Below are 18,452 nucleotides of genomic sequence, written 5' to 3'. Positions count from 1 at the left end.
AACGGACAACAACTTCATGATCAACGGGGCGGGGTGCGGGGGGCCGGGGGGGGGCGGGGGCCGGGGGGGCTAGCGGGGAGGGTCGGTTGGGTTGATGTGCTGGGTTCGGTCGTGGTCCGGGTCGGTGGGGCGGGAGATCACCTCGGTCGGGTCGGCCGACTGGCGCGGGATGGCCTGCGTCGGGTCGGCCGACGGCGGCTGCCCGAACGGCGGGGCGGCCGGGGACGGCGAGGCGGCCGGGGACGGCGGCGCGGACTGTGGGGCGGGGTTCGCCGGCGGCGCGGACTGCGGCCCGGCCGGGAACGGCGGGGCCGACTGCGGTGCCTGGAACGGCGGGGCCGACTGTGGCGCCTGGAATGGCGGGGCCGACTGGGGATGCGGCGGGGCCGACTGTGGCGCCTGGAACGGCGGCGAGGGCTGGCCGTACTGGCCGGGGAACTGCGCTGGTGGGTAGCCGCCGGGCTGACCGGGGGTCGGCCACCCGCCTGCCGGCTGGCCACCGGGCTGCCCCGGAGCCGGCCAGCCACCCTGCTGCTGCGGCCAACCTGGCTGCGGCTGGCCGTAGACGCCCGGCTGGGGCTTGGGCCGCGGCACGTAGTAGTGGGCGCGCCAGATGGTGTAGACCACCCAGGCGGCGACCGCGAAGATCACCATCCAGGCGAACCGGCTGAGCACACCGAGGAGCGCGTCGAGCACCTCGGCCTCGGCCAGGCGGCCCACCGTCCAGATCAGCATGGTCAGCGTGCCGAACAACGCGCTGACCGCGTACTCACCGAGGGCGACCTGCGTGATCAGCTTCGCCTTCGGCACCACCGGCGAGATGTGCGTGGCCAGCAGCACGGCCAGCAGTGGGAGTGCCACCGCCTCCACCCCGATGAACGCGCCGAAGGCGCCGCCCGCACCATCGGTGACGGAGCCGTCCGGGGCGATCAGCCGGAGCAGGCCCACGAAGAGGAAGACGGCGTTGGCGCCGAGCAACGCGAGCGCAGCGAGTTCGCGTAGTGGCTTGGTCAGCTGACGGGCCTGCGTCGCGTCGGAGGACGCGGGCTCGGCGGGGCTGGTCACGAGCTCCCCCTCGGGGCATGAACGGACAGGGCGCACGTGAGCCTAGTCTCCTGGGCCACCAGCGGCCCGGAGGCGTCACGTGCGCGAGGATGGTCGACATGCACATCGTGGTTCTGGCCGGCGGCATCGGCGGCGCCCGGTTCCTGCTCGGCGTCCGGGCGTACGCCCGCGAGGTCGGCGCGGAGGTGACCGCCGTGGTCAACGTCGGCGACGACCTGTGGCTACACGGGTTGAAGATCTGCCCCGACCTGGACAGCGTCATGTACACGCTCGGCGGCGGCGCCGACCCGGAGCGGGGCTGGGGCCGGGTCGGCGAGAGCTGGACGGTCAAGGGCGAGCTCGCCGCGTACGGGGCACAGCCGGACTGGTTCGGCCTCGGCGACAAGGACATCGCCACCCACCTCGTCCGCACCACCATGCTCAACGGCGGCTATCCGTTGAGCGCGGTCACCGAAGCGCTGTCCACCCGCTGGGAGCCGGGCGTGCGCCTGCTACCAGCGACTGACGACCGCCTGGAGACCCACGCCGTCATAGAGGACGAGCAGGGTCAGCGGGCGATCCACTTCCAGGAGTGGTGGGTGCGGTACCGCGCCGACATCCGTACCCATCGCTTCGTCTTCGTCGGGGCGGAGACGGCGAAGCCGGCGCCCGGCGTGCTGGACGCGATCGGCTCGGCCGACCTGGTGCTGGTCGCACCCAGCAACCCGGTGGTGAGCGTCGCACCGGTGCTGGCCGTGCCGGGGTTGCGCGAGGCGGTGGCCGACTGCCCGGCACCGGTGGTGGGTGTCTCGCCGATCATCGGCGGCGCTCCGGTACGGGGAATGGCCGACCGCTGTCTGGCCGTGCTCGGTGTCGAGTGCAGCGCGGCCGGGGTGGGCCGCCTCTACGGGGGTCGGACGGACGGCGGCCTGCTGGACGGCTGGCTGGTGGCCGAGGAGGACGCCGACACGGTGCTGCCAGGGGTGACGGTCCGCGCGGTGCCGCTGCGGATGACCGACGAGGCGGCGACGGTGGCCATGGTCCGCGCCGCGGTGGAGTTGACGTGAGGCTGGAGATCCTGCCGGTGCTCGGCATCGGCCACGTGACCGAGGGTGACGATCTCGCGGCGGTGATCGCGACCGCGGCGCCGTGGCTGCACAACGGCGATGTGCTGGTGGTGACCAGCAAGATCGTCTCGAAGGCGGAGGGGCGGCTGGTCGATGTCCCGGCGGACGGGCCCGAGCGGCTGGCCGCCCGGGACGAGGTCCTGGCCGGTGAGACCGCCCGGGTGGTCGCCAGCCGAGGGCCGACCCGGATCGTGCAGACCCATCACGGTTTCGTGATGGCCTCGGCGGGGATCGACGCGTCGAACGTGGACAAGACCCAACTGGTGTTGCTGCCCGTCGACCCGGACGCCTCGGCGCGGGCGCTGCGCGACGCGTTGCGGGAGCGCTACGACCTGGACGTGGCCGTGATCGTCAGTGACACCATGGGTCGGCCCTGGCGCAACGGGCTCACCGACGTGGCGCTCGGTGTGGCCGGGATGCCGGCCATTCGCGACCACCGGGGCGAGGTGGATCCGTACGGCAACGAGCTTCAGTTGACCCAGATGGCCGTGGTGGACGAGCTGGCCGGTGCCGGCGAGCTGATCAAGGGCAAGTGCGACCAGGTCCCCGTCGCGGTGGTGCGGGGCTACTTCTCCGCCACCAACCAGGACGACGCCAGCGGCGCGCGGGCGCTGGTCCGCGACGCGACACAGGACCTCTTCTCGCTCGGTACCGCGGAGGCCCGCGCCGCCGGGCTGGTCGACGCCGCCACTCTGGCCGATGGTCGCGGTCCGACGCCGGCCGACCTGACCGCGGTGCGACGGGCGATCGACACGGTCGCCGGGGTGGTCGCCCCCGGCACGGTCTTCACCCTGGTCGACGAAGCCGAGGTACGCGCCGGACTGGTCGCCGAGATGCCTGGGTGGCCGGACGGCGCCGCTCTGGTGCTCGGCTCGGCCCCGACACCCGTCGAGCCGATCGGTCTGGTCCGCTTCGGCGCCGACCTGCACCGACTGCGCGTCGCACTGGCCGCCGAGGGCGTCGGGTCGACCCTGTTGCCGCCGCCGCCCGGCAGCCCGGCGAGCGCCGCGCTCGCCCTGTGACAGGTGGCCGGGTCACGCGTCCAGCATGGCCCGGCCGAGTGGGGTCAACGTGTGCAGCACGCTGTTGCGGTCCCGGTGGCTGACCAGCAGGCCGGCGTTGCGCAGCACCGTGGCGTGCTGGCTCGCCGCCGCCGGTGAGATGTTGAGCTGGCGGGCGACCTCGCCGGTGGTGCAGCCCTCGTCGCTGGCCTGCAACACCGCGGCCCTGGTGCGGCCGAGCAGCGCGGCGAGTGAGTCGCGGGCAGCGCCGGCCGGGGCCGCTGCGCTGTCGTCGACCGACGCCAGCCCGCCCAGCCGGTCCACCGGGTAGACCAGCACCGGTGGCAGCGCCGGGTCGAGCAGGGCGACCGGCGTTTCCGCGCAGAAGAACGACGGCACCAGCAGCAGCCCTCGGCCGTCCAGGTGCAGCTCCCGGTTGTGTGGGTAGCGGCGGACCTCGAGCACTCCGCCCTCCCACTGCAGGGCCGGCCGGAGGCTGGTGAGCAGGCCCTCGACGCCACCGTCGAGCAGCGCCCTGGCCCGGCGGGCCCGGTCCGCCGCGACGGCCGACTGGATCTGGCTCCAGTACGGGCTGATCGCCAGCGACCGGTACTGCTCCATCGAATCGGTGAGGTGGTGCAGCACCGCCACATCGCCCCGGGCCAGCGCGGCGGCCGAGGAGGGCAGGTGGTTCTCGGCGGCGAGCACGCTCAGGTCCCGGTGCAGCATCCCGGTCGGGGTGCTGCGGAGCGCGTCCAGCCCGGCCTCGAAGCCGTCGACGCTGGCGTACGGGGTGAGGAAGTCGGGGAAGTAGCCGCGCGGCGGGCTCAGCGCGAAGAGCAGACGAAGCTGCTCGGAGGCGACGTCCTGACGCAGCCCTCGGGACACCGTGCGCCGCCAACTCGCCGTCAACGGGTCGCGGTTGCGGCCCTGCAGCGAGTGCAGGCTGAGGACCAGCTCCCAGACCGGGTCCGCAGCCGGTGCCACCCGGGTCCGGAGGATGTCCTCTCCAGAAAAGTGGATCTTCAGCATGGAGCGCTCCAGTGTCGCCGGCAGGGGGATGCCAGATGACCGTTCGACTCTACCTGGCCGGCACTAATCTCCATCTTTAAGCCTGGACTGAAAACCCTCGACGTCCCCGGAACGGTTCGTCATGCTTCCAGTGCCCGAACACCGTGCCGGCGCGTCTCGTATGCACCGGCACGAGGGCGCCGGGACCGGGGAGGCCTCGGTGATCGGGCGGCACCACGAGGGTCTGCGGCCCTTGCTCCGCAGAGGTGCCGTCCGGTCATCCCGCCCCCGCACCAGCACCCGCCCGGCTCAGCCGACCCAGAGCGCGACCCGGTGATCCTCGTCCATGACGTAGAACGGTCGCCCGTCCAACTCGGCCAGCCCTTCGACGTGGTGGAACGGCGCCAGGTCGACCACCGACTCGCCGACAAGCCGGTACGCGCCGTCCGACGCGCCCGCCGGAAGCCGGAAGTGGACGTGCCGGGAGGTGACGTCACCGCCGCCCGGATGGTCGTCGAGCAGCACCGATCCCTTGCCCAGCGCGTCGATCGAGCCGATCACGGCCGCGTACCCGCCGTCCGACGTCGGGGTGATCGCGCGGAACCCGGTCAGCTCCCCCGGCGGGGTGACCCCGGTCAACACGTACGCGCGCAGGGCCCGCGGCCACGCCGGCTCCGCCGTGAACATGTCTGGTACACCGGCCACCTCGACCAGGATCGGCTCACCGGCCTCCGTGACCGGAAACCGCAACCCGAGCAGCACCGTCCCGCCGGGCGTGAAGGCCGCCGCCTCCACGTTCAACGGAAGGTCGTCCGGGGCCAGGCGGCTCACCCAGCGCTTCTCCCGGGCGGTCCCCCTCGCCAACGTCTCGACGATGAACCGGGCCCGCACCCGCTCCCCCGGCGGCAACAGGGTCAGCGGCGACCCGGCGAGGGCGTCGTTCACCGCCCGGTGCAACCGGAACGAGTTGCGCACCACGTGCACCGGCACCGGCCCGGCCGCCGCGTCGTCCTCCCGGAACCGGGCCACGAAGGCGCGCCGGGGACGCAGCGGGCCGGCCTTCGAGCCGAAGTGGGAGCCGAAGACGTACACCCAGCCGTCGTGGTGGGCGAGCGCCTCACCGTCCTCGGTCCGCCCGTTCTCCACACCCGCGTCGGCCGCCACGTGCCGGGCCGTCCACTCGCCGTCGTCAAGCTCCAGCAGCAGCGCCAGGCAGCTTTCCACCGGACCCTCGTCGAGCACCGTCCAGAAGCCCCGCCGGGCACCGTACGCGCGCAGCAGCACCGCCGAGCGCACCGGCAGCAGATCGCTGGCCTCGTTGCCGGCCACCACGAATTCGACGAGTCGGAGAGTCACCGCGCCAGCGTACGGAGCACACGCTCGTACAGTGTCGGGGTGCCCGACACCGCGATCACCGGACCGACCGCCCACCCGACCGACCCCGAGACGTACGCGCCGCTGCACGCCGACGCGACCGCGCTGCTCGAAGACTGGCAGCCCACCAGCCCCGAGGCGGCCAGCGCGCGGGAACGGACCCTCACGCTGCTCGGCGCCGGGCCGATCGCGCTGAGCCGCCAGCACCGCCCCGGGCACATCACCGCGAGCACGCTGGTGCTGGACGCCACCGGAACGCGGGTGCTGCTCTGCCTCCACGCCAAGTTCGCTCGGTGGGTGCAGCTCGGCGGGCACTGCGAGCCGGTCGACCAGACCCTGGTCGACGCCGCGCTGCGCGAGGCCACCGAGGAATCCGGGATCGCCGGCCTGCGCATCGACCCGGTGCCGATCGACATCGACGTGCACGAGGTGCTCTGCCAGGGCGGCTCACGCCACTACGACGTCCGGTTCGCCGTGCTCGCCCCGCCCGGCGCGGTGGAGCAGGTCAGCGACGAGGCCGAGGAGCTGGGCTGGTTCCCACCGGACCAGCTGCCCGAGCCGCTGGCCGGCGGGACCGCACAACTGGTCGCACCGGCCCTCGCAGCCCTCAGACGTAGCCCTCTTCGCCTCGCTCCTTGAGCTCGTCGACTAGGGCCTTGACGTCCTGGGCCCGGTCGCGCGGGCAGACCAGCACCGCGTCCGGGGTGTCCACCACGATCAGGTCACGCAACCCGAGGACGGCCACCAACCGCCCCGACTGCGGCACGACCACCAGGTTGCTGCTGTCCCGCAGCAGCACACCCGACTTCGCGTCGGTGCCGAGCACCACGTTGCCCTCGTCGTCGGCCGGCAGCACATCGCCCAGGGTGTGGAAGTCGCCGACGTCGTTCCAGCCGAAGTCGCCCGGCACGGTCGCGACGCGACCCGCGGTGGCCGCGCCCTCCATCACCGCGTAGTCGACGGAGATCTTCGGCAGGGTCGGCCAGATCGCGCCGAGGATCTCGTCCTGCTCCGGAGTACCCCAGGCGGCGGCGATCGCGGCGACACCGGCGTGCAACGCCGGCTGCTGGCGGGCCAGCTCGGCGAGGAAGACGTCCACCCGCCACACGAACATGCTCGCGTTCCACAGGTGCCGGCCCGAACGGACGTACGCCTCGGCGACCTCAGCGCCCGGCTTCTCCTTGAACTCGGCCACCGGCCGCCACGGCGTACCTTCGGTCTCCTCGCCGGTCTCCAGATAGCCGTAGCCGGTCTCCGCACGGGTCGGAGTGATCCCGACGGTCATCAGCAGGCCCTGCTCGGCCCCGCGGACCGCCTCCTGGACCGTGCGGACCCAGCTCTCCGGGTCACGGATCAGGTGGTCGGCGGCGAAGCTGCCCATCACCGCGTCCGGGTCGCGCACCGCGATCACCGCGGCGGCCAGGGCGATCGCCGCGCACGAATCCCGAGGGGAGGGCTCGACCAGGATGTTCTCCTCTGGCAGACCGGTCAGCTGCCGAGCAACCGCCGCGACGTGCGCGGCACCGGTGACCACAAGGGTCCGATCCGGTGTGGTCAGCGGAGCCAGTCGCTCCACGGTCGCCTGGAGCAGTGAGGAGTTGGTGCCGGTCAGCGGGTGGAGGAACTTGGGGTGGCCGGCGCGGGACAACGGCCACAACCTTGTGCCGCTGCCACCTGCCGGGATGACCGCATAGAGCATCCGCACATCATGCCTGACGAAGCTGTCAGCAGTGGCACGGGTCACCGTGCGCGGCCCGGAGGTCACGAACGGGCGCGACTCCAGGCGGCGATGTGCACCTCGGCGCTGGACTCCCAGGTGAACTCCTTGGCCCGGTCGAATCCGGCCTTCGCCAGCGACAACCGCCGCTGCTCGTCGTCGAGCAGCGCGGCCAGGTCGGTGCCGATCTGCTCCGGGTCCTCCGACGTGTACGCGACCGCGTCGCCACCCACCTCGGGCAACGAGAGCCGGGGCGTGGTCAGCACCGGGGCGGCGCACGCCATCGCCTCCAGGATCGGCAGCCCGAATCCCTCCCCGTAGGACGGGTAGGCGGCGACGAGCGCACCGCCGAGGAAACCGGGCAGGTCGGCGTAGCGCAGGTAGCCGGGGCGTAGCAGGCGCAGGTGCGACGGGACCTCGGCCACCGCCCGGTCGATGTCGTCGTCGTGCCCCTGCCCACCGGCGATCACCAGGGCCGGCGGGTCCGCCCGATCGGCCACCGCACGCGCCCAACCACGGATCAGGTTGGGCACGTTCTTACGTGGCTCCTTGGCACCGAGGAAGGCGACGTAGCTGCTGTTGCCCAGCCCCAGCCGGGCGCGTACGCGGGCCTTCTCCTCCTCGGTCGGGGCGTGGAAGGCAGCCTGGTCGACGCCGTGGTAGGCCACGTCGATCCGGGTCGGGTCGGCGTCGAGCAGCCGGATCAGCTCGTCCCGGGTGGCCTTGCTGGGCACGATCACCCGGTCGGCCCGACGCAACGAGGTCTTGATGGCGCTGCGGAAGAACGTGCGGCGGGACTTGTCGTAATGCTCCGGCTCGGTGAAGAACGTCGCGTCGTGCACGGTGACGGTGACCGGACACCCGGCCCGCAGCGGGCAGGTGTAGAAGGGCGAGTGCAGCACGTCGGCGCCCACCTGCTGGGCGAGCAGCGGCAGGCCGGTCTGCTCCCACGCGAGCCGGGCCGGGCGGTGCGCCACGGCGGCCGGAGCGGGGATGATCTCCGCCCCGGGAAGCATCCGGGTGTAACGCTCCAGGTCGGTGCGGAGGCTGACCACCGCCAGCTCCACCCCCGACCCGCACACCTTGCCGAGGGCACCGAGCAGACCGTCGACGTAGCGACCGACACCACCACGGTCGGCGGGGACACTCGTGGCGTCGATGAGCACGCGGGGCGGGCGACCGGCGGTCACGGGGCGACTCCTTGCACTGGCGGGTCTGTGGGGAACAACACTCCGGGGGTCAAGCCTACGCCGGGGCGTGGGGCCAGCGCTGACTGCGACCCGACGGTACGCCGACTTGTCATCGTCATCGAGTACGGCCCACAGGGGCGTATCGTTCGCGCCGATGGCCGACAACATTGCCCGGGTGTTCGCCGACGCGATCGCGACCAACCCGAACCGACCGTTGCTCACCTGGTACGACGATGCCAGTGGCGACCGCACCGAACTCTCCGGCGCCACCTTGGCGAACTGGGTGGCGAAGACCGCCAACCTTCTCGTCGACGAGGTCGGCCTCGCCCCGGGCACCCCGGCCGGCGTGCTGCTGCCGCCGCACTGGCAGACCGCGGCGGTGCTGCTGGGGTGCTGGTCGGCCAAGCTGAGCGTCGTCGACACGGCGGGCGACGTGGATGTGCTCTTCGCCGCCGCCGACCGGCTCGACGAGGCGCAGTCCTGGCCGGCCGACGAGCGGTACGCCCTGGGGTTGTCCCCGATGGCCGCCCCGCTCCGGCAGGTGCCGCCCGGCTTCGCCGACTACGTGGTCGAGGTGCGCCGGCACGGCGACCACTTCACCCCGCAGCCCGGGCCGGGCCCCGTCGACGCGCACCTGCTGCGCCGCGCCGAGGCGCGCGCCACGGAGTTGGGCATCCTTCCCGGCGCCCGGGTCCTGGTCGACGCCACCCGCCACCCCGACCCGGTCGACTGGCTGCTGGCTCCCCTGACCCAGGCCGCCACCGTGGTCCTCTGCGCCAACCTGGACCCAGCTCGCCTGCCCACCCGCCTGACCACAGAGCAGGTAACCCACTCCATCCCCTAACCCCACCCCCGGCCCTGCCCCGCCGCCCGCCCCGACGCCAGCGGGCGCGGGTGCGGGGTCAGGCGGGGGTTCTGTTGGGGGCTCTGCGTTGGGCCAGGGCGGCGAAGGCCGTCAGGGATTCGGGGTTGGCCAGGGCGCCCTTGGCTGCGGCCTGGTCGACCGGGGTGCCGGTGAGGATCTTCTTGACCGGCACCTCCAGCTTCTTCGCCGAGAGGGTGCGGGGCACCGAGCGCACCTGGTGGATTTCATCGGGCACGTGCCGGGGTGAGAGCGCGGTGCGCAGTTCGCGGCAGATCTTCGCGCGCATCGGGTCGTCCAGCTCCAGACCTTCGGCCAGCACCACGAAGAGCAGCAGCTCGCCGGCACCGCCCTCGTCGTCCTCCAGATGCACGACGACCGAGTCGAGCACCTCGTCCAACCCCTCGACCACGGAGTAGAACTCGGCGGTGCCCAGCCGTACGCCGCCACGGTTGAGGGTGGCGTCGGAGCGTCCGGTGATCACGCAGCCGCCCCGGGAGTTGATGGTGATCCAGTCACCGTGCCGCCAGACGCCCGGGTAGACGTCGAAGTACGCCTCGGCGTAGCGGGTGCCGTCCGGGTCGTTCCAGAAGCCCACCGGCATGCTCGGCATCGGCTCGGTGATCACCAACTCACCCAGCTCGCCGATGACCGGCGTGCCGTCGGCGGAGCGGGCCTCCACCTTGGCGCCCAACGCCCGGCAGGCGATCTCGCCGGCGTACACCGGCAGCAGCGGCACCCCACCGACGAAGCCGGTGCACACGTCGGTGCCACCGGAGAGCGACTGGAGCTGGAGGTGGTCGCCGACGGTCTCGTACACCCAGTGGAAGCCCTCGGCGGGCAGCGGCGCGCCGGTGGAACCGACGCCGCGCAGCGCCGACAGGTCGGCGATGTCCCGAGGGACCAGGCCGGCCTTGCGGCAGGCCAGCAGGTACGGCGCCGAGGTGCCGAAGTACGTGGTGCCGGTCTCCGCCGCCAGCCGCCACAGCCCACCGAGATCGGGCTCAGCCGGCCGGCCGGGCTCCGCCCGGACCCCCGGGTTGCCGTCGAAGAGCACGATGGTCGCGCCCACCGCCGGGCCAGACACCAGGAAGTTCCACATCATCCAGCCGGTGGTGGTGAACCAGAAGAACCGGTCCGCCGGGCCAAGATCGTGGTGCAGGGCGAGCATCTTCAGATGCTCCAGCAGGATGCCGCCGTGGCCGTGCACGATCGGCTTGGGCAGCCCGGTGGTGCCCGAGGAGTAGAGCACGTACAGCGGGTGGTCGAACGGCACCGGCGTGAACGTCAACGGCTCGTCGGTGGGCGCGGCCAACTCGGCCCAGCTCAACGCGTCCCCCGGGGCGGCCGGATCGTGGTCGGTGGCACCCGACGGGTCCAGGTACGCGATGCTGACGGTGTGCCGCAGCGACGGCAGGGCGGCCCGGATCGCGGCCACCTCGGCGCGCCGGTCCACCGGCTTGTCGCCGTACCGGTAGCCGTCCACGGCGACCAGCACGGTCGGCTCGATCTGCAGCCACCGGTCGGTGACGCTGCGCGTGCCGAACTCGGGGGCGCAGGACGAGAAGATCGCGCCCAGGCTGGCGGTGGCCAGCAGCAGGACGTACGTCTCGCCGATGTTCGGGGCGTACGCCGCCACCCGGTCACCGGCGGTGACGCCGAGCCGGCGCAGCCCAGCCGACACGCGGCGGACCTGCTCCCGCAGCTCCCCGGCGGTCAGCGTGACCGGCGGTCGGGTCTGGCTGTGCGCGATCACCACCGGGTCGTCGTCTGCCCGCCCCGGCATCCGCAGCACGTTCTCGGCGTAGTTGAGCGTGGCCCCGGGGAACCAGCGGGCGCCGGGCATCCCGCGCTCGGCCAGGGTGGCGGTCGGCGGGGTGTGCGCGACCACCTCGAAGTGGTCCCAGATCGAGCGCCAGAACGCGTCCAGATCGGTGGTGGACCAGCGCCACAGCGCGTCGTAGTCGGCGAAGTCCAGCCCGCGGTGCTCCCGCAGCCAGCGCAGGTAGTCGCCGATCCGGGACCGCTCACGTACGTCCGCCGGCGGCGCCCACAGCATGTCACCCACTGGTCCACCCTCCCCTGGCCCGGCACGACACTGTGAATGGGCCGTGGCGCCATCTTGCCTTACCTCGAAGCGCCATTCTGCGCACCGGCTGCCCCAACCGACGCGTGCCCGTCCCACATGCCCCGGTCCCGACCTGTGTGGCCGCGTCTCAGCCGGCGCGGTGGGCCTGGATGGCGCGGCGGCGGGCGAGGCGGTGCGCCCGTCGGATCTCGGCCTCCTTGTACCGGCGCTCGTCCTCCGCCGTCTCCGGCAGCACCGGGCGGACCACCCGCGGCGCCCCACTCACGTCCACCCCGACGAAGACCAGGTACGCGGTGGCCACCCGGACCGGCGCGTCCTCGGCCGAGTCCCAGCGCTCGGCGACCACCCGCACGCCCACCTCCATCGAGGTCTGGCCGGTCCAGTTCACCTGCGCGTGCGCGTGCACGAGGTCGCCGACCCGGACCGCCTCGGAGAAGACGATCTCGTCGATCGCCGCGGTCACGGCCGTCCCGCCGCTGTGCCGGGCGGCGGCGGCCCCCGCCACGTCGTCGACGAACTTCATCAGAACTCCGCCGTGCACGGTGCCGTAGAGGTTCACGTCCACGGCGGTCATGATCTTGCTCAGCGTGACGCGGGAGTACGACGTCGGCTTGCCGATCGGTGCGGCGGAGAGGTGCTCAGTCATGTCGAAAACGGTACGGTGCGCGGATGCGACATCTCTGGAGCTTCCTCGCCGGGTTGGTGGTGGCGCCCATCACCTGGGTGCTGATCACACTGGGGCAGGACGGGTCGAGCCGGACGGTCGACCGCTGGGTGGAGACCGGCACGTTCAACACCGCGAACCTGATCGAGCCGGCCGTCTACCTCGGTGTCGGCGGCGTCCTGCTGGGCCTGCTCGCCACGCTGCGCTTCTCGCCGCTGGGCCCGCTGGTGGCGGGATTGCTGCTGGTCACCCCGTACATCGGGATGTTCGTGGCGCCCTTCTCGGTACGGGACGCGGTCCCGCACGAGTGGAAGGTGCTCGGCGATCCGTTGCCGCTACGGCTGCCCGTGGAGAACGGCACGCTCTTCCTGATCGGCCTGCTGCTGCTGATGGCGACCTTCAGCGGGCAGCGTTGGCGGCAATGGCCGCGCCCGGTGACCGAGCCGGCCGTGACGCCGGTCCCGGTGTCCGACGCGGGCCCCCGCAACGACGACTTCACGCTGACCGACTGGCCGCCCCCGGCGCCCGCGGAGCGCGACACCGCGCCGCTCACTCTGGGTTACCCAGCCGATCCGACACCGACCGAGCCACTGCCACGCCGAGTGGGTGGTGAGTCGCCCTGGTCCGCCCCGCCGCGCGGCCAACCGCGCCCCGAGGACACCACCGAGATCCGCTGATGGTCGGGCGGGCCGGATCACCGGCCCGCCCTCTTTCTAGTGCAGAGCGACCGCCAGGTCCGGGTCGACCGTGCCGAGGTCGGCGCGGGGCACGACGAGGATCATGACGATCAGCGCGGCGGCCATGCCGCCCGCGATGACGACCGCCATCGGTACGCTCCCGGTGCCGAACAGCCCCGCCAGCGGCGCCGACAGCGCACCGACGCCGAACTGGACGGCTCCGAGCAGCGCCGCAGCGGTACCCGCAGCCTCGCTGTGCCGGCTCATGGCCAGCGCCGGAGCGTTCGGCAGGGCCAGGCCTGCGGCGGCCAGGACGAGCCACAGGCACGCGAGCAGGGTGCCCAGGCCACCGAACTCGGTCGCGGCGAACACGACCAGCAGCAGCCCGGCTGCCGTCCCCGCGACGAGGGCGCTGACCAGGATCTGCTGCGGGGTGTAGCGGCGCAGCAACCGGACGTTGAACTGGGTGGCCGCGATCAGCCCCACCGCACCGGCCCCGAAGGCCAGGCCGAACTGCTGCTCGTCGAGGCCGTACTGCTCCTGAAGCACGAACGACGACCCCGAGACGTACGCGAACAGCGCCGCCATCGCCAGCCCGGCCACCAGCACCAGACCGACGAACGCCCGGTCGTTGAGCAGTCCCCGGTAGTCGCGCAGGGTCGCGCCCACCCCACCGTGCCGACGACGCGCCACCGGCAGGGTCTCCGTGAGCCGGAACGCGGCCACGACGATCAGCAGCGCACCCAGCACCGCCAGCGCCGCGAAGATGCCCCGCCAGTCGGTCCAGCTCAGCAGGCCGCTGCCCAGGGTCGGCGCGAGAATCGGCGCCAGGCCCATGACGAGCATCAGCCGGGAGAAGATCCGGGCGAAGCTGGCGCCGCTGAACAGGTCGCGGACGACGGCCGTCGCGACGACGGTGGCGGCGGCGACGCCGAGCCCCTGCAGCACGCGCAGCGCGCCGAGCACGGCGATGTTGGGTGCGAAGACGCACAGCACGGATGCCACGATGTGCGCGGCCAGACCGGCCAGCAGTGGCTTACGCCGCCCGACCACGTCAGAGAGCGGCCCGATCAGCAACTGACCCAGCGCGAGGCCGATCAGGGTGCCGGTCAGCGTCAACTGCACCGCGGTCTCGGTGGTCTGCATGCCTGCCGTGATGGCGGGCAGCGCGGGCAGGTACATGTCGATGGTCAACGGCCCGATCGCGATCAACGCACCCAGCACGAGGACGAGTTGTACCCGCTGACGGTTGCTCATCAGGTCGCCGGGCAACACGTCCTCGGTCGTGCTCGGGCTCTCCACCCGGGTGCCGGGCCCGGTCTGGTCCACCAACTGCTTCATCATCTCGATCTCTCTGCGGAAGCGTGTGCGTCACGACGTCACCGCATCCACGGATGCGGGGGGCACGGCGTGGGTGCCCGACGGTGGGCAGCGGAAAAGGGTCGAGACGGGGTTGTGGTGGGGGTGGGGTGATTCTCTCGGTCGCCAACGCCCGGAAGCCATACGACGTTCCCGATGTGTGGGGAGTCACGCCACGTCGATCGCGCCCGCACCGAGGCTTGAGCCGGCGCGGGCCGGACAGACGAAGGGCGGGGACCGATGCCGGTCCCCGCCCTCCGTTCGATCACCGCAGGCCGAAGGCCCGGGTGATGCGCTGCTCCACGCTGTTACCCCGGGCGTCCCGGGCGGTGGTGCGCAGGGTGACGAAATCCGCCTTACGCGGGGCGTCGATCCGGGTACGCCAGCCGTCGCCCTTGTGCTTGAGCTTGGCGTCGTGCCAGCTGACGCCGTCGTCGTACGACACGTCCACCGTCACCGTGCGGATGGCGGACGCCTCGGTCGCCGTCGGCAGGTGCAGCGCGGTGACCGTGAGTTCGGCGTCACGCTTCGCCTTTCCGTCGACATCGGTGTCGACGGCGTAGTCGAGCTGGATCAGGGACGGTTCCCACCAGAGGACGCCAGGCTCGATCCTGCCCGAGGTGAAGCCCCATTCCGTCCTGGTGGCGGTGGAGTACGGCCCGGCCCAGCCGTCACGCTTGTTCTCCGACACGAGTCGGTACGGCAGCGGCTCCGGGCTGAGGACCTGGCTGCTCATCATCGGCTGGGAACGGTTGGCCTCGCCGACGAGCTTGTTGCCCTGGTAGAGCCGCAGGGTGTTGTCGACGGCCAGGTTGCCGGAGGTGCTGCCCTCGTGCGCGGTGCCGGAGTCGCCCCAGCCGGGGATCAGTGCGGAGATCGCGTCACCGTCGCCCCGGAAGACAGTGCTGGTCGTCAGCAGCCGGGGCCGTTGCACCGGGCCGAACCACCGCTCCTCCTGGACCGAGCCGGCTCGGTAGGCGGTGGGTGCCGTCTGCTGGGCCTGCTCGTCCGGCACCGTGACGTTCGTGGTCCACCGCGTACCGGCGGTGACCCAGTCGGTGCGTTCGCCGCGCGCCGGGACCTCGTGGTAGTCGATGCCGCTCAACGAACCCGACGCGGTGACGCCGGCGCGCGTCTCCAGCGCCCGGCCGGGACGCCAGTTACGCAGGGACATGTCGACTCGGGCCAGGTCGCGCGGGGTGAACCGCTGGGCAAGGTCCGCTGGGATGGCACCGGGGTAGTCGCGAATCAGGTCGTAGACGTATTCGGTGGTCGGGTGGGAGGTGACGTCGAGCCGGACCCGCTTCTCGTGCGTGATCCGGGCGATCAACTGCTCGCCTTCATCCCGGGTGAGGGTGGCCACGGTGACCGGCGGCGGGTCCTGTGGCACCCACACCGAACCCGGCCACGGCGTGAGGCGCCCGCTGCCGTCGTTCACCACCACCAGGAGACGGGCGCCGGCGGACGCCGCCGCCGCTGCCTGCTTGTCCAGGGGTACGGCATCGTTGCGGCGCACCACGACGGCCTTGCCACGGGCGTTCAGCGAGGCGTACCCGCTGTTGCCACCGGCGCCGGCGAACACCGCGTCGAGGTGCTGAGCACCCCGGGGCAACGGCGTCCCGGCCCGCTGCACCCGCAGGTCGTCGTAGTCACGGCCACCGGCCGTCACCGTCAGCGCGGGCTGCACGGTGCGCCACTGGGTGCTGAAGGAGAACTTGCCCTTCGTGACCTTGCGGTCGGTGGGCAGCACCCAGACGCTGTCGTACGCGGAGTCCAGGAACCACCCGTCGGTCCAGAGGTTGCCGCCGAAGTCGCGGGACACTTCGATGCGGGCACCGTCCAGGGTCGACTCCTGTGGCGTGTCCACCGTGACCCGGCGTGCCTTGGTGGCGTCGAAATTGACGGTGCGGTCCTGGTCGAGGCTGATCTCCGGTACGGGCAGCACGCCGAGCCCGCGTGAGTTCGGCCCGTTCGCGCCCTCGACCTCGGTCTTGAGCCACGCCGCGTACGTGCCCGGGGGCAGCCGCAGCTCCAGGGTTCCGGTGGCGTCGATCTGCTGCTGCAGGACAGTGTTGTCCTGGCCGAGCAGGAGGAGATCTCCACCGGTCGGCTTGCCACTGCGGTCCCTGGCCTTGAAGGTGAGGCGGTGGCGCACGCCTTCACGGCCGACGGCGAGCGCGGTGCGGGTGCGGACCGCGCCGGAGGCGTCGGTGGCGGTGAGGAAGCCCGCGAAGGGATTGTCGGCTGGCACGCGGTCGAAGTCCGTGACCACGGTCACCGAGGTGACGCCGCGCGCCGGGACGGTGATCTGCCGGGACGACAGGGTGAAGAGGTTCTCCGGGCCACCGTCGACGGTCGCGGCGAGATCGAGGGTGACAGCGATGTCGCTGAGGTTCGTGTAACGGACCTCCCGTTCGACCGTGCCCTGCGGGGCGGTCGGCCACTCGGGGTACCCGAAGTCGGCGCTGGTGGTGGCGACGACGGACGCGGTCGTGGTCGCGGCGATGTCCAGTCGGCCGTTGCCGCCCTGGTAGGGGTTGAGCCCACCGACCGCCTTCGCGGTGCTGACCAGGGCTTCCTTGAGCTGCTTTCCGGTGAAGTCGGGATGCTGAGCGGCCAACAGCGCGGCAGCGCCCGCGACGTGCGGGGCTGCCATCGAGGTGCCGTCGCCGAGGCGGTACCAGCCCTCGCCGGCGGAGTCCTGGGAGCGGGCGGCCAGGACGCCGACACCGGGGGCGGTGATGTCGGGCTTGAGGGCACGGTCGCCGATCCGCGGCCCCTGGCTGGAGAAGCCGGCGAGGACGTCGGTGCTGTCGACGGCACCGACGGTCAGCGCGGCGTCCGCGCTGCCGGGGCTGCCGACCGTGTACGGGCCGGGACCAGCGTTGCCGGCAGAGACGACGAACAGCGCCCCGGTCTCCTCGCTGAGCTCGTTGAGCGCCACACTCATCGGGTCGGTGCCGTCGGTGGGGTCGGCCCCGAGGCTCATGTTGACGATCTTGGCGTGCTGGTCGTGGACGGCCCACTCCATGCCGCTGATGATCCACGATTCCTGGCCGGCGTTGTCGTCGCCGATGACCTTGCCGACGTGCAGCCGCACGCCCGGGGCGACGCCCTTCTCCGTGCCGCCCGAGGCCGCGCCGGTGCCGGCGAGGGTGGAGGCGACGTGCGTGCCGTGGCCGTAGACGTCCTTCACCGTCTGACCGGGAACGAAGGACTCGGTGGCGGCGATCTGGCCGGCGAAGTCGGGGTGGTTGGTGTCGATGCCGGTGTCCAGGACGGCGACGTCGACACCCTTGCCGGTGTTCCCGGACGCCCAGACCTGGGGGGCGCCGACCTGCGCGGTGCTGTCGGCGAGGTCGGCCTCGACCTTGCCGTCCAGCCAGATCTTGGCAATGCCGCCGACGAGCGCGAGCCGGTTGCCGGTGGAACGGGCGGCCATCTCCCCGCCGCCGGTGATCGAGGACCAGAAGGTCTCCGAGCGTTCGACGGTCAGCGCAGCGCCCTGGATGCTGTCCAGCCTGCGCACGTCGCGGGCGCCCTCCGGCGCCGAGGCGGTACGGGAGCGGGCGGCGGCGGTGCCGTAGGTGACGATCAGCGGGAGCTGACCACGCTGCGCGTCGTCGTACCCGTCCGCCAGCAGTTCCGAGAGGTTGAACAGCTGCTTGTCGAGCAGCCCGGCGCCCACGTACGGCAGCACGCCGTGCGGGTAGACGTAGGTGTCCCCTCCCTCCCGGGACGAGGTGAACCCGGTCAGCCGGCCCTCGGCGTCGCGCACCTGAGGACTGAGGCTTCCGTCGGCCATCCTGGTGGCGGTGACCTTCGCACCGGTGATCAGGGTGACGGTGGGGGTGGTCGCCCCAGCCGGCGGAGCGGTAGACGCGGCAGAGGATGTGGTCGGGAGGGCGGCGGATCCGGCCGAGGCCAGGGCGGGCGATAGGGCGAGCACCGCGAGAGCGGTGCACAGCGCGATCGGCCCACGTCCGCGGAGGCGTGGAGGTAGCAACGCATTTCCCTAAGTTGATCAACAGGGGGCAGGGCAGATCCTAATGTTCCGGCCGTTTGTTTCGGCCGTGGATCTTGACTGTTTCCCGATGTATGAGGCCCCACCCGCTCGGCGGCTCGGCGGCCCGGCGGCCCGGCCGAGGCGACCCCGAACACGACGCTGGCTGCGCTCGCATCCTGGGACACGACCCACGGCAGGTCGCAGGTGATGCAGTCACATGACTGACGCGGCAGGGGAACGCGGCGCGCCAGACTCGGTAGCGGCCGGAATTGCGACACAGCCATTCCAATCGGTCGTACGAATCGGTCGACGCAGTTCACGAATCAGCGGC

The 18,452-nt window shown here is 72.2% G+C and carries 14 protein-coding genes; 5 read left to right on the top strand and 9 right to left on the bottom strand.

The window, feature by feature from the left end; translation table 11 throughout:
- Positions 1-69 precede the first annotated feature (69 nt).
- Entirely contained in the window at positions 70-1,065 is a 996-nt protein-coding gene (locus HNR20_RS18800; RefSeq protein WP_184181623.1) for a hypothetical protein, read from the bottom strand.
- Between the two features lie 98 nt (positions 1,066-1,163).
- Between HNR20_RS18800 and cofD the strand changes: the two genes are divergently transcribed.
- Together cofD and HNR20_RS18790 are read left to right on the top strand one after the other, a co-directional pair.
- Positions 1,164-2,111, top strand: coding sequence for a 2-phospho-L-lactate transferase (cofD, locus tag HNR20_RS18795; RefSeq protein WP_184181621.1), 948 nt, complete (start codon positions 1,164-1,166; stop codon positions 2,109-2,111).
- Complete coding sequence (locus HNR20_RS18790; RefSeq protein ID WP_184181619.1) at positions 2,108-3,193, top strand: coenzyme F420-0:L-glutamate ligase; 1,086 nt, start codon at positions 2,108-2,110, stop codon at positions 3,191-3,193. Before cofD ends, HNR20_RS18790 begins: the two co-directional genes overlap by 4 nt.
- Positions 3,194-3,205: 12 nt before the next feature.
- Here the strand turns inward: HNR20_RS18790 and HNR20_RS18785 are convergent, their stop codons facing one another.
- Complete coding sequence (locus tag HNR20_RS18785; RefSeq protein ID WP_184181617.1) at positions 3,206-4,204, bottom strand: winged helix-turn-helix domain-containing protein; 999 nt, start codon at positions 4,202-4,204, stop codon at positions 3,206-3,208.
- Positions 4,205-4,492: 288 nt separating this feature from the next.
- Complete coding sequence (locus HNR20_RS18780; protein ID WP_184181615.1) at positions 4,493-5,539, bottom strand: hypothetical protein; 1,047 nt, start codon at positions 5,537-5,539, stop codon at positions 4,493-4,495.
- 54 nt (positions 5,540-5,593) lie between these two features.
- Here HNR20_RS18780 and HNR20_RS18775 point away from each other — a divergent pair, with 54 nt between their 5' ends.
- Entirely contained in the window at positions 5,594-6,196 is a 603-nt protein-coding gene (locus HNR20_RS18775) for an NUDIX hydrolase (RefSeq protein WP_229687042.1), read from the top strand.
- Here the strand turns inward: HNR20_RS18775 and HNR20_RS18770 are convergent.
- Complete coding sequence (locus HNR20_RS18770; protein WP_184181611.1) at positions 6,165-7,256, bottom strand: mannose-1-phosphate guanylyltransferase; 1,092 nt, start codon at positions 7,254-7,256, stop codon at positions 6,165-6,167. The two genes, HNR20_RS18775 and HNR20_RS18770, sit on opposite strands and share 32 nt — an antisense overlap.
- Before the next feature lie 62 nt (positions 7,257-7,318).
- On the bottom strand, positions 7,319-8,464 hold the full coding sequence (locus HNR20_RS18765) for a glycosyltransferase family 4 protein (protein ID WP_184181609.1): 1,146 nt from the start codon (positions 8,462-8,464) through the stop codon (positions 7,319-7,321).
- A gap of 154 nt (positions 8,465-8,618) precedes the next feature.
- On the opposite strand from HNR20_RS18765, the gene HNR20_RS18760 reads away from it, so the two are divergent.
- Positions 8,619-9,308 (top strand): TIGR03089 family protein, encoded by a 690-nt coding sequence (locus HNR20_RS18760; RefSeq protein WP_184181607.1) that lies wholly within the window; start codon positions 8,619-8,621, stop codon positions 9,306-9,308.
- Between the two features lie 58 nt (positions 9,309-9,366).
- Here the strand turns inward: HNR20_RS18760 and HNR20_RS18755 are convergent, their stop codons facing one another.
- A complete protein-coding gene (locus HNR20_RS18755; RefSeq protein WP_184181605.1) occupies positions 9,367-11,394 on the bottom strand; it encodes an acetoacetate--CoA ligase in 2,028 nt (675 codons plus the stop codon).
- A 148-nt stretch (positions 11,395-11,542) separates the two neighbouring features.
- Entirely contained in the window at positions 11,543-12,061 is a 519-nt protein-coding gene (locus HNR20_RS18750; protein WP_184181604.1) for an acyl-CoA thioesterase, read from the bottom strand.
- Between the two features lie 23 nt (positions 12,062-12,084).
- Between HNR20_RS18750 and HNR20_RS18745 the strand changes: the two genes are divergently transcribed.
- Positions 12,085-12,756, top strand: a complete 672-nt coding sequence (locus tag HNR20_RS18745) for a hypothetical protein (protein WP_184181602.1) — start codon at positions 12,085-12,087, stop codon at positions 12,754-12,756.
- A gap of 36 nt (positions 12,757-12,792) precedes the next feature.
- On the opposite strand, the gene HNR20_RS18740 is transcribed toward HNR20_RS18745, so the two are convergent.
- The gene (locus HNR20_RS18740) at positions 12,793-14,013 is read right to left on the bottom strand and encodes a multidrug effflux MFS transporter (protein ID WP_221310742.1); all 1,221 of its coding nucleotides are present in this window, start codon (positions 14,011-14,013) and stop codon (positions 12,793-12,795) included.
- A 367-nt stretch (positions 14,014-14,380) separates the two neighbouring features.
- A complete protein-coding gene (locus HNR20_RS18735) occupies positions 14,381-17,920 on the bottom strand; it encodes a S8 family serine peptidase (protein WP_184181599.1) in 3,540 nt (1,179 codons plus the stop codon).
- Between the last annotated feature and the right edge of the window lie 532 nt (positions 17,921-18,452).

The organism is Micromonospora parathelypteridis, assembly GCF_014201145.1.
Classification (GTDB): Bacteria; Actinomycetota; Actinomycetes; order Mycobacteriales; family Micromonosporaceae; genus Micromonospora; species Micromonospora parathelypteridis.
The sequence above is the reverse complement of the archived record's forward strand: the minus strand, read 5'-3'. Positions and strand labels throughout refer to the sequence as shown.